Genomic DNA, 11,243 nt, shown 5'->3' on the forward strand with positions numbered 1-11,243 from the left:
GCTGCCAGCACATTGACCGACACCGCTTCAGCCATCGCCCATCTCCACAACATCGCCCTCGTCAGGTGAGCACCGACCCGGTCACGGACAACGCCTTCACTGAGTTACGAGACGTCCCTTAGTCACACCGGATGATCGACGTTTCCGTCCCAGCTGTTGCTTGACGGTTGGTCTAGGTTTCGGTGGCGACCTTGCGGGGTCGGTGGGCTTTGATCCTACGGACGGGCTGGCCGGTGACGCGTCGGACGGTGTGTGGTCCGGTGTCGGTGTGGATGGTCAGTTCGGTGTCGGTGACCTCGATCGTGACCTTCTTTCCGGCGTTGATCCGGCCGAGAGCGACTTTCTGGCCAACGACCATGACCACGCCGGTGTTCGACGCCCGCCGCTGGACCCGGACCGGGCCGGTCGCGGGCTGTGGTGGCGGTCCCGCCGGGCGGACACCACGCAGCCGGAGATGTCGGCTGGGGTGAGCGGGTTCGGCCGGGTCCGCAGCAGCTGGCGGGTGTCGAGGTCGAAGAACATCAGGGTGGCCGGCTCGATGCGGATCCCGACCCGGCGGCCGCGGGGGATCTCCGCGGCCAGGACCAGATGCTGACCCAGCGACACCGTCCCGGCCCGGTTCACCGTCCCGTCCACCTCGACCGCTTGGCCCGGCTCGGCCGGCGGCAGCGGCGGCGGCCCGGCCGGGCTTGCCCCCGTCCGGAGGCTGGACGGTCTACGACTGCCCGACGTCGAGCAGGGTGTCGGGTCCGCCGGGCGAACACGTCGGCGAGGGTGTCGCCGAGGGCGACCGCGTCGCAGATGCCGAGGTTCATCCCCTGCCCGCCGGCCGGGCTGTGCACGTGCGCGGCGTCGCCGGCCAGCAGCACCGGGCCGGCGCGGTAGGTCTCGGCGACCCGGTGGTGGATCCGGAACCGGGAACTCCAGATCACGTCGGTGACCCGGTCCGGCCGCCGGGCCGGCCCGCGCTCGTCGAGCAGCGCCTGGAAGTAGGCGGCGTCCGGCGCGTGCGGCGCCTGGGCGACCGAGGCGACCACCCGGACCACCCCGTCTGGCAGCGGCGCCCAGACCAGCGGGCCCGGCCGGGCCAGGAAGAGCGCGATCTCGTCGCGCGGCAGCACGCTGCGCACCCGCACGTCGGCGAGGACGAACGACTCGCCCCGGCCGTCCGGTCCGCCGAAGCCGATCCCGGCCAGCTCGCGCACGGTGCTGTGCATGCCGTCCGCACCGATCACCCACCGGGCACGGACCCGGCCGCCGTCGGCGAACCCGACCACCGCGCCGGCGTCGTCGCGGTCCAGGCTGCTCACCTCGTACGGCCGGTGGACCCGGCCGCCGAGCACGGTGAGCCGGTCGGTCAGCACGGCCTCGGTGACCGCCTGGGAGACCAGCAGCGCGTACGGGTAGCGGCTCGGCAGGTCGTCGAAGCCGACGCCGAACAGCACCCGGTCCCGGTCGCGGACGGTGAACCGGCGCGACGCCGCTCCCCGGGCCACCAGCGGCGCGGCGGCACCGATCCGGTCCAGCATCTCCAGGGTGTACGCGTGCACGACGGCGGCCCGGGAGGTGACCGGCGGTTGTGCGGCGCTGTCGACCACGGTGACGTCGACCCCCCGCCGGGCGAGGGCGGCGGCGACGGTCAGGCCGGTCGGACCGGCCCCCACCACCAGGACGTCGGTGCGCTCGGGCAACATGGCCCACCTCCTATGCCAACAAGTGTTTGCCAACGCTTGTGGGCAAGGCTAGGCCGGGTCAAAGCGTCGTGTCAACGCTTGTTGGCATACAGTCGGGGACATGACCGCCGCAACCCCCGCCCGCCGCTCGGACGCCACCCGCGCCGCGATCCTGCGCGCCGCCCGGGAACGGTTCGCCGCCGACGGATACGAGCGCGCCACCATCCGCGCCATCGCCGCCGACGCCCGGATCGACCCGTCGATGGTGATGCGCTACTACGGCAACAAAGAGGGGCTGTTCGCGGCGGCGGCCGAGTTCGACCTGCGGCTGCCGGACCTGGCCGACGTGCCGACCGGGCAGCTCGGCGAGGTGCTGGTCCGGCACTTCCTGGACCGCTGGGAGGGCGACGAGACGCTCGCCGCCCTGCTCCGGGCGGCCAGCACCAACCCGGGTGCCGCCGAGCGGATCCGCGGCATCTTCGCCGACCAACTCACCGCCGTCGTGGCCCGGTTCGGCACCGACCCGACGACCACCGCCCGCCGCGCCGGCCTGGTCGCCAGCCAGACCCTCGGCCTGGCCTTCACCCGCTACATCGTCGGCCTGCCGCCCATGGTGGACGCGACGCCGGCCGAGCTGGTCGCCTGGATCGGCCCCACCCTCCAGCGCTACCTGACCGGGACGGCCCCGGACGGACCTACCCCGTGACGACGACGGCCGTGGTCACCCAGCGGTGACCACGGCCGTCGGTGCGGCGGGAGGAATCAGATGCCGCCCGGCTGGTCGCCCTTGGCGACGGGTGCCCGGACCAGGTTGCCCCACTCGGTCCACGAACCGTCGTAGTTGCGCACCTGCGGGTAGCCGAGCAGGTGCCGCAGCACGAACCAGGTGTGGCTGGACCGCTCACCGATCCGGCAGTACGCCACCACGTCGTCCGACGGGCTCAGCCCGAGCTGGTCGGCGTAGATGGCGCGCAGCTCGTCGGCGGACTTGAAGGTGCCGTCCTCGTTGGCGGCCGACTTCCACGGCTTGTTGACCGCGCCCGGGATGTGCCCGCCGCGCAGCGCGCCCTCCTGCGGGTAGTCCGGCATGTGCAGCATCTCGCCGGTGTACTCGCCGGGCGAACGGACGTCCACCAGCGGCCGGCCGGCCGCCACGTGCGCCATGACCTGCTCCCGGTAGGCCCGGATCGGCGTGTCGTCGCGCTGCGGCACCGGGTACTCGGCGCGGGGACGGGTCACCTTCTCCCGGGTCAGCTCCCGCCCCTCGGCGATCCACTTCTGCCGGCCGCCGTCGAGCAGCCGTACGTCGGCGTGGCCGAAGAGCGAGAAGACCCAGAGCGCGTACGCGGCCCACCAGTTGAAGTTGTCGCCGTAGAAGACCACCGTGTCGCCCCGGCCGATGCCCTTGGCGGCGCACAGCTCGGCGAAGCTCTTCGCGTCGAGGTAGTCCCGGGTCACCTGGTCGTTCAGCTCCGTGTGCCAGTCGACCTTGACGGCGCCCGGGAGGTGACCGGTGTCGTAGAGCAGCACGTCCTCGTCGGACTCCACCACGACGAGGCCCTCGTCGCCCAGGTGCTCGGCCAGCCACTCGGTGGTGACCAGGCGCTGCGGGTCGGCGTACGACTGGAGGCGGGGATTCGGATCGCTCGGCACAGGCATGATCTCCAAGGTACGCCGGATCCCGGCACGGCGGCCGGCCATCGGAAATCGGGTGCGGCGGATGTGACCGCCGGCACCCGACCACTGAGGATCGACGCGTACCCGGCGGCCCGGCCCGGGGTCAGGCTCGGCGGTGCACCAGCCGCCCGGCGACCACGGTGGCCAGGCAGCGGCCGTCGTCAGCGAAGACGGCCAGGTCGGCGCGGCCGGCCGGGACCAGCGCCGGCGGGCGTACCCGGTCGAGCACCACGACGTCGTTGCGGGCGGCGGCGGCCCGCAGCTCCGGCTCGGTGACGTGCGCGGCGAGCACCGCGGCGACGCCGAGCCGGAACAGCGCGTGCACCCGCTCGCGCGGGCTCGGTGCCGGCGGCAGGGGCCCGTCGTGCACCAGCGCCGGCCCGAGGGTGCCGGCCCACCGCCGCACCCGCACCTGCGGGTACGCCTGCGTCAGCTCGTCCAGCGGCGCGACCGCCTCGATCCGGTTACCGGTGACGAGCACCGCGCGGCCGGCGACCGGCTCGTCGTCCGGCGTCGACCGCAGCAGCGTGGCGGCGTGGATGGTCCGCACGGTCAGTCGCTGACCGGCCCGAGCAGCGGGCGCTTGGCGGTGACGGTGTCGCCCGAGGACCGCCCGGTGAGCCGCCGCTTGATCCATGGGGCCAGGTGCCGGCCGGCCCAGCGCAGGTCGGCGGCGCGGGCGGCCAGCCAGGGCGTGGGAGCCGGCTGCTCGGGGACCAGCAGCCACTCCTCGTCGCAGCCCACCCCGAGCGCGGTCAGCACCTGCGCGGCGACCCGCCGGTGCCCGGCGGCCGACAGGTGCAGCCGGTCGGTGCTCCACAGCATCGGGTTGAGGAAGGTGTCGTCGGCGTACAGGTCGACCATGATCGCGCCGTGCCGCTCGGCGGTCTCGCCGACCGCCCGGTTGAGCAGCTCCACCCGGGGAGCGACGAGGCGCTGGCCGGGCAGCCGCGCCATCACGTCGGCGAACCGGAACAGGATCACGTCGGCGCCGCCGGAACGGAGCTGCCGCACGACGTCGTCGAAGCGGGTGACCAGGGTGTTCGGGTCGAAGGTACGGCGCAGCACGTCGTTGCCGCCGGCCGCGAAGCTGATCAGATCCGGCTTCATCGCCAGCGCGGCGGGCACCTGCTCGGCCACCACGCTGGGGAAGAGGCGGCCCCGGATCGCCAGGTTGGCGTACCCGAAGTCCGGCCCGGCCTCGGCGGCCAGCCGGGTCGCCACCAGGTCGGCCCACCCGCGGTAGGTGCCGTCCGGGTACGCGTCGTCCATGCCCTCGGTGAAGCTGTCCCCCACCGCGACGAAGCTGCGCCAGCGCACGCCGCCTCCCTCACACTCTTCGTTGCCTGCGGCGACCAGTTTGTCACCGGGTCGGTTCCCGCGCTGCCACCCGTCCGGCGAACGTGGCGGAGGTCATCGATCCGGCTTGCCGCCGTCCACCTCCCGGCACGACGGCGGGCCACCCCCCGTCGGTGTGGCCCGCCGTCGTTCGAGTGCCGGGATCAGCCGAGCAGGCGACCCCACGGGGTGCCGGCCGGCACCGGCAGGCTGCCCAGGACGCGGCCGTTGGCGGCGTACCGGACGAGGCGGTAGGCGGGGTCGTCACCGATGGTGGCGGTGTTCACCTGGGCGACGAAGGTGCCGTCCGGCAGGAAGCGGACCTGCTCGACCAGGCCGCGGCCGGTCCGGGTACAGACCATCGAGTCGAACTCACTCAGGAGAGGGTCCACACGAGCCGATCCTTGGGGTAGTCGTTGATGCCTTCCCAGACGCCACCCCGGGATCGCCGGGTTGCCGCCCAGCGGGTCGATGTGCGCGACAAGTTTCGGCACCGACCCGCGTAATGGCGTCGCCGGCCCCGTCGCGCCGGTCGTACGCTGCGCGAATGCTGCTACGTACGTCGACCCTGTTGCTGCGGACCCTGCGCGAGGATCCGGCGGACGCGGAGGTGCCGAGCCACCGGCTCCTGCTGCGCGCCGGTTACATCCGTCGCGCCGCGCCGGGCGGGTACACCTGGCTGCCGCTGGGCAAGCTCGTGCTGGACCGCGTCACCGAGATCGTCCGGTCGGAGATGACCGCCATCGGCGACCAGGAGGTGCACTTCCCGGCGCTGCTGCCGGCGGAGCCCTACCGGACCAGCGGCCGGTGGACGGAGTACGGCGACCTCCTCTTCACCCTCGCCGACCGCAAGGGCGCCGAGCACCTGCTCGCCCCGACGCACGAGGAGATGGCCACGCTGCTGGTGAAGGACCTCTTCACCTCGTACCGGGACTTCCCGGTGACGCTGTTCCAGATCCAGACGAAGTTCCGCGACGAGGCCCGGCCCCGCGCGGGTGTGCTGCGCGGGCGCGAGTTCCTGATGAAGGACGCCTACTCGTTCGACCTCGACGAGGCCGGTCTCCAGGAGTCGTACGAGCGGCACCGGGCGGCGTACCGGCGGGTCTTCGACCGGCTGGGGCTCGACTACACGGTGGTGCACGCGATGTCCGGGGCGATGGGCGGCTCGGCGTCGGAGGAGTTCCTGGCCGCGACGCCGGTCGGCGAGGACAGCTTCGTCGGTTGCACGGAGTGCGACTACGCGGCGAACACCGAGGCGGTGACCACCCCCGCACCGGCCGCGACCGATCCGGACGCGCAGCGGGCCAGCGAGGTGCACGACACCCCGGAGACGCCCACCATCGCCTCGCTGGTCGAGTTGGCGAACATCCGCCGGCTGGCCGACCGGGACGACTGGACCGCCGCCGACACCCTGAAGAACGTCGTGCTGAGCGTCCGCCGGCCGGGCGCCGAGTCGGCCGAGCCGCTGGTCATCGGCCTGCCCGGCGACCGGGAGGTGGACCTGAAGCGGGTCGAGGCGGCCCTCACCCCGGCCACCGTGGCCGTCTTCGACGACTGGGCCGCCCATCCGGAGCTGGTCCGCGGCTACATCGGACCGCAGATCATGGCGAAGCTCGGCATCCGCTACCTGGTCGACCCGCGGGTGGTCACCGGCACCGCCTGGCTGACCGGCGCCAACGAGCCGGGCCGGCACGCCACCAACGTGGTCGCCGGCCGCGACTTCACCCCGGACGGCACCATCGAGGCGGCCGAGGTGCGCCCCGGCGACCCCTGCCCGGCCTGCGGCACCGGTGAGCTGACCATGCGCCGGGGCATCGAGATCGGGCACATCTTCCAGCTCGGCCGCCGCTACACCGACGCCTTCGCGCTCGACGTGCTGGGCTCGGCCGGCAAGCCGGTCCGGCCGACCATGGGCTGCTACGGCATCGGGGTCTCCCGGGCGGTGGCCGCGATCGCCGAACAGCACCACGACGAGCGGGGACTCGTCTGGCCGGCGGCGATGGCGCCGGTCGACGTACACCTGATCGCCGCCGGCAAGGGGCCGCAGCTCGACGCGGCCCTCGACCTCGGCGGGCGGCTCTCCGCCGCCGGCCTGCGGGTGCTGGTCGACGACCGGGTGAACGTCTCCGCCGGGGTGAAGTTCACCGACGCGGAGCTGATCGGCATCCCGCGCGCCGTCGTGGTCGGCCGCCGACTCGCCGACGGGTACGTCGAGCTGCGCGACCGGGCCGGCGGCGAGCGGGTGGAGCTGCCGGTGGACGGGCTGGTCGAGCGGCTGGTCGACGAGGTGGGCCGCGCACTCGGCAACCGGGTGTAGCGGGCGCGCCACGGGGTACCGCTGCGGGATCGACCAAGGGTGTTTTCGGAGGCTCTCATGTACCGGGTCAGTGACGTGATGACGAAGCAGGTGGTCTACCTGTCCGCGGAGACCACCCTGGACGAGGCGGCCAGGGTGATGAAGGAGGCGGACATCGGCGACGTGGTGGTCACCGACGGCGCCACCCTCGCCGGCGTGCTGACCGACCGCGACATCGTGGTGCGGGCGGTGGCCGAGCGCAGCGACCCGGCGACCACCACCATCGGTTCGATCATCACCCGCGAGGTGGTGATGATCGAGCAGCACTCCACCGCCTCGGAGGCGGCGTCGCTGATGCGCGAGCGCAACATCCGGCGGGTGCTGGTCTGCGACAACGAGCGCAAGCTGGTGGGCATCGTCTCCCTGGGCGACCTGGCCATGCAGCTCGACCCGACCTCGGCGCTGGCCGACATCAGCGAGGCGGCGCCGAACGCCTGACCCCGATCGACCCGGTGCCCCTCGCCCCCGGACGTGGCGGCACCGGTCGACGGGACGCTCGTCACCCCCGGCCCGTCCGTTGACCGCCGAGGCGCCCGGGCGGGCGGCGGTAGCCTGGCGGGATGCCCGAGATGCCGACGAAGCTGGCCGAGATCGTCGAGGAGTTCGCCGCCGCACCCCGCGACGTGGTGCTGGAGATGCTGCTCGAATACGCCGACGTCATCCCGCCCCTGCCGCCGGGCGTGGACCGGGACGGCATGGAGCAGGTGCCCGAGTGCCAGACCTCGTTCTTCCTCCGTGCCGAGGTCAACCCGGACCGGACGGTGAGCACGATCTTCGACTGCCCGCCGGAGGCGCCGACCACCCGCGCCTTCGCCGGCATCCTCGCCGAGGGCCTGGACGGGGCCAGCGCGGAGCAGGTGCTGGCCGTGCCGGACGACCTCTACCAGCGGATGGGGCTGGCCCAGGCGATCAGCCCGCTGCGGGTGCGCGGCGGCACCGCCATCCTGGCCCGACTCAAGCGCCAGGTCCGGGAACAAGCGGCCTGAGCTGGGTGTTCTCCCCCGTTATGGAGATCGAGATCTACGCCGACGTGGTCTGCCCCTGGTGCTGGATCGGCAAGCGCCGGCTGGAGCAGGCGTTGGCGTCGTACGGCGGTGACGTGACCGTCCGCTACCGCCCCTTCCAGCTCGACCCCACGCCGGTGACCGAGCCGAAGCCGCTGGTCGAGGCGATGGCCGCGAAGTTCGGTGGCCGGGAGCGGGCGGAGGCGATGTTCGCCCAGGTCACCCAGGTCGCGGCCGGGGTGGGGCTGGACATGCGCTTCGACCGCGCGGTGCAGGCCAACACCTTCGAGGCGCACCGGCTGATCCGGTACGCCACCGAGCGCGGCCTGGCCGAGGAGACGGTCGAGGCCCTCTACGCGGCGCACTTCACCGACGGGGTGGACCTCGGCTCGCGGGACGCGTTGGTCGAGCTGGCCGGCAAGGTCGGCCTGGACGAGACCGAGGTCCGCGACCACCTCGAATCCCCGGTCGGGCGTCGCGAGGTGGCCGCCGACCTGACCGCCGCCCAGCAGCTCGGGGTGAGCAGCGTGCCCACCTTCGTGCTGGCCGGCAAGTACGCGGTCACCGGCGCGCAGGAGCCGGAGACGCTGCTGGCCGCCCTGTCCGAGGTGGAGCGCCGCGAGTCGGGCGCCTGACCGGACATCGATCCGCGTGATGTTTCACGTGCAACCACATCGACGATCGTGACGAGCGGGCCCGAGGCGGCGGAAGCTAGGCCGCTCGGGCCAGCCCGTCGACCACCCGGGCGCCGGGCAGCGCGCCGAGCGCCGGGCCGGGCAGCGCGATCTTGCTGTTCCGGACACCGGATCCGATGATCACGTGTGGGGTCGCGATCACCCGGGAGTCGACCAGGATCGGCCAGCTCTCCGGCAGGCCGATCGGGGTGATCCCGCCGTACTCCATGCCGGTCAGCTCGACCGCGTCGGCCATCGGGGCGAAGCTCGCCTTGCGCACGTCGAGCGCCCGCCGGACCACCCCGTTGACATCCGCACGGGTGGTGGCGAGCACGACGCAGGCGGCGTAGCGGATCTCCCCCTCCCGCTTGCCGGCGACCACGACGCAGTTCGCCGACACGTCCAGCCCCACCTCGTACGCCGCGCAGAAGGCGGCGGTGTCGGCGAGCGTCGCGTCGATCGGGGCGACCAGCACGTCGTCGACGTCCACCGGAGCCTCGACCGGCCACTGCGCCAACGCGGCGGCGACCGGCGACGCCAGCAGGTCGGTTCGGGTGCGGGCAGGCTCGGTCTTCAACGTCCCCATCACGGTTGCGATCCTCGCACCCGCCGCACTGATCCGCCCGTCGGCACCCGCCCGGCCAGCGGGGTTGATCGACTCCGTTTGCGGCGTGTCGCGGTGTCCCACGCTGCCGAAGCCGCGACACGCCGCAAACGGAGTGGATCGCGCCCGCCTGACCGGCGGGCTCAGCTGCCGCTGAGGAAGGCGTTCTCGCGCATGAAGGCGCGGTCGTCGGCGGAGGCCGACTGGGCGACCCGCAGCACCTGCGGCCGGCGGGCCTCCAGGTCCTCCATGCCGTGCCGGACGGCGAGCCGGATCACGCCGTAGAGGAAGACGAACCCGAAGACGTAGAGGATGACGGTGGCGATGATGGTGAACATGGCGCCACGGTAAGGCGAACGTGAACGGGATGAGGTTTCATCTCCGGCCGGTTCCCCCGTACGTGTCAGCCAGGTGATCCGCCCAGGTCCGCCGGCCCGTCGGGGTGGCGGTGGTGGTCAGCCCGCCCGCGCGCAGCGTGCTGCCCAGCCGGCCGGGAATCCGCACCGGCAGCAACGGCCGGCGCGAGCCCCGGGCCGCCCGCCAGGCGCGTACCGCCTCGTCGAAGCGGAGCACCTGCGGACCGCCGTACTCCTCGATGCCGCCCAGCGGGCCGGCGGTGAGCCGTTCGCTGAGCCGGCCGGCGACCTCGTGCTGGTCGACGGGCTGGGCGAGCACCGCCGGGTCGCCGATCACCGGGCCGAGCCGACTCGCCGCGCGCAGCAGCGCGTCGAGGAACGGCGGGAACTGGGTGGCCCGCAGCACCGTCCAGGGCACCGGACCGGCGGCCACCACCCGCTCGGCCGCCAGCTTGTGCCGGTAGTAGGCGTAGGGCACCCGGTCGACGCCGACGATCGAGACGTACACCAGGTGGGCGACGCCGGCCGCCCCGGCGGCGACGGCCAGGTCGCGGGTGCCGAGCACGTCCACCCGGTGGGTACGCCGGCTGTTCGGCAGCGACGCCAGGTGCAGCACCGCGTCCACCCCGTCCACCGCCTCGGCCAGCCCGACGCCGGTCTCCACGTCGGCGACCACCCACTCCGCCGCCGGGTCGTGCCGGGGCCGCCGGCTCATCGCCCGCACGTCGAACCCGTCCGCCCGCAGCCGGGGCAGCACCGCCCGCCCGAGCATGCCACCCGCACCGGTGACCAGCACCTTCATTCCCGACTCCTTCCGGTCGACGGCTCGACGAGGCTGGCGGGCCGATCGTGACGTCACCTGACCAGGTCGGCCCCGGTCATCAGGATGAAGAAGCCGACGACGATCTCGCTGACGATCCAGGAGTTGTGGTCGGCCCAGTCCCGGACCCTCGGCAGCGCACGCTCGGCCCGCCGACCGAGCAGCAGCAGCGCCAGCAACGGCAGGGCGAGCAGCAGCAGGGTGAGCAGCACGAACGGCACCAGGTGCCACCACGGCAGGTCGTACCGGACGACGTTCGCCCCCACGGTGGCCATGGTGAGGTCGTCGACGGGCATCACCACCATGATCAGCAGGCCGAGCCGGAACGCGGACCCGGGACCCGCGTGCTGCAGCCGGCTCATCCAGGCCGGCTGACCTTTCGAGTGCCGGCGCAGGAACACCACCACGGCCAGCGCCACGAGCAGCGCCAGCACCACCTGGCCGACGGCGGTCCTGATCCCCTCGCGGGGCCCCGCCCCGACGTCCTCGGCAAGGCCGGTCACGCGCCGGGTGACCAGCCAGGCGGTCGCCGTGCCGGCGACCACCACGACCGCCGCGCCGGCCAGGAAGCCCAGCGAGGCCTGGCGCGGCCGGTCGCCGGAGGCGAGGAAGATCGCCGCGACCAGTTGCGTGCCGGCCACCAGGACCCGCAGGCAGACTGGTACGCGCGCGAGGACGAGACGAAGGATGGGCTGATTGACCTGTATCGCCGTGTCGGAGTGTTCGCGGATCAGACGATCG

15 protein-coding genes are annotated in these 11,243 nt (G+C 73.2%); 5 read left to right on the top strand and 10 right to left on the bottom strand.

Translation table 11 applies throughout. The features are described 5' to 3' along the window. Positions 1-276 precede the first annotated feature (276 nt). Positions 277-624, bottom strand: a complete 348-nt coding sequence (locus JNW89_RS15670; protein ID WP_238449477.1) for a hypothetical protein — start codon at positions 622-624, stop codon at positions 277-279. Then, positions 621-1,694, bottom strand: a complete 1,074-nt coding sequence (locus JNW89_RS15675; protein ID WP_238449478.1) for an FAD-dependent oxidoreductase — start codon at positions 1,692-1,694, stop codon at positions 621-623. The genes JNW89_RS15670 and JNW89_RS15675 overlap by 4 nt, the downstream gene beginning before the upstream one ends. A gap of 100 nt (positions 1,695-1,794) precedes the next feature. On the opposite strand from JNW89_RS15675, the gene JNW89_RS15680 reads away from it, so the two are divergent. Continuing rightward, positions 1,795-2,379, top strand: coding sequence for a TetR family transcriptional regulator (locus tag JNW89_RS15680; protein WP_238449479.1), 585 nt, complete (start codon positions 1,795-1,797; stop codon positions 2,377-2,379). A 56-nt stretch (positions 2,380-2,435) separates the two neighbouring features. Here JNW89_RS15680 and JNW89_RS15685 read toward each other — a convergent pair whose 3' ends face one another. The 4 genes from JNW89_RS15685 to JNW89_RS15700 form a co-directional block, all read right to left on the bottom strand. Further along, positions 2,436-3,332 (bottom strand): sulfurtransferase, encoded by an 897-nt coding sequence (locus JNW89_RS15685; protein ID WP_238449480.1) that lies wholly within the window; start codon positions 3,330-3,332, stop codon positions 2,436-2,438. A gap of 121 nt (positions 3,333-3,453) precedes the next feature. Further along, positions 3,454-3,900: a hypothetical protein gene (locus tag JNW89_RS15690; RefSeq protein ID WP_238449481.1), complete on the bottom strand. Its 447-nt coding sequence runs from the start codon at positions 3,898-3,900 to the stop codon at positions 3,454-3,456. Between the two features lie 2 nt (positions 3,901-3,902). After that, positions 3,903-4,670 (bottom strand): SGNH/GDSL hydrolase family protein, encoded by a 768-nt coding sequence (locus JNW89_RS15695; RefSeq protein ID WP_238449482.1) that lies wholly within the window; start codon positions 4,668-4,670, stop codon positions 3,903-3,905. Positions 4,671-4,852: 182 nt separating this feature from the next. Then, positions 4,853-5,080: a hypothetical protein gene (locus JNW89_RS15700; RefSeq protein ID WP_238449483.1), complete on the bottom strand. Its 228-nt coding sequence runs from the start codon at positions 5,078-5,080 to the stop codon at positions 4,853-4,855. Between the two features lie 155 nt (positions 5,081-5,235). On the opposite strand from JNW89_RS15700, the gene JNW89_RS15705 reads away from it, so the two are divergent. From JNW89_RS15705 to JNW89_RS15720, 4 genes are all read left to right on the top strand, one after another. Continuing rightward, positions 5,236-7,005 (top strand): proline--tRNA ligase, encoded by a 1,770-nt coding sequence (locus JNW89_RS15705; RefSeq protein WP_238449484.1) that lies wholly within the window; start codon positions 5,236-5,238, stop codon positions 7,003-7,005. A gap of 57 nt (positions 7,006-7,062) precedes the next feature. Further along, positions 7,063-7,482: a CBS domain-containing protein gene (locus JNW89_RS15710; RefSeq protein WP_238449485.1), complete on the top strand. Its 420-nt coding sequence runs from the start codon at positions 7,063-7,065 to the stop codon at positions 7,480-7,482. Between the two features lie 122 nt (positions 7,483-7,604). Continuing rightward, the gene (locus JNW89_RS15715; protein ID WP_238449486.1) at positions 7,605-8,030 is read left to right on the top strand and encodes a SufE family protein; all 426 of its coding nucleotides are present in this window, start codon (positions 7,605-7,607) and stop codon (positions 8,028-8,030) included. Positions 8,031-8,050: 20 nt separating this feature from the next. Further along, entirely contained in the window at positions 8,051-8,683 is a 633-nt protein-coding gene (locus JNW89_RS15720; protein ID WP_238449490.1) for a DsbA family protein, read from the top strand. A gap of 76 nt (positions 8,684-8,759) precedes the next feature. Here JNW89_RS15720 and JNW89_RS15725 read toward each other — a convergent pair whose 3' ends face one another. From JNW89_RS15725 to JNW89_RS15740, 4 genes are all read right to left on the bottom strand, one after another. After that, entirely contained in the window at positions 8,760-9,308 is a 549-nt protein-coding gene (locus tag JNW89_RS15725; RefSeq protein WP_238449491.1) for a YbaK/EbsC family protein, read from the bottom strand. A 161-nt stretch (positions 9,309-9,469) separates the two neighbouring features. Further along, the gene (locus JNW89_RS15730; protein WP_238449487.1) at positions 9,470-9,664 is read right to left on the bottom strand and encodes a hypothetical protein; all 195 of its coding nucleotides are present in this window, start codon (positions 9,662-9,664) and stop codon (positions 9,470-9,472) included. Positions 9,665-9,701: 37 nt separating this feature from the next. Next, on the bottom strand, positions 9,702-10,484 hold the full coding sequence (locus JNW89_RS15735) for an SDR family oxidoreductase (protein WP_238449488.1): 783 nt from the start codon (positions 10,482-10,484) through the stop codon (positions 9,702-9,704). A gap of 53 nt (positions 10,485-10,537) precedes the next feature. Further along, the gene (locus JNW89_RS15740; RefSeq protein WP_238449489.1) at positions 10,538-11,143 is read right to left on the bottom strand and encodes a GAP family protein; all 606 of its coding nucleotides are present in this window, start codon (positions 11,141-11,143) and stop codon (positions 10,538-10,540) included. Positions 11,144-11,243 lie beyond the last annotated feature (100 nt).

Source organism: Micromonospora sp. 4G55 (assembly GCF_016803375.1).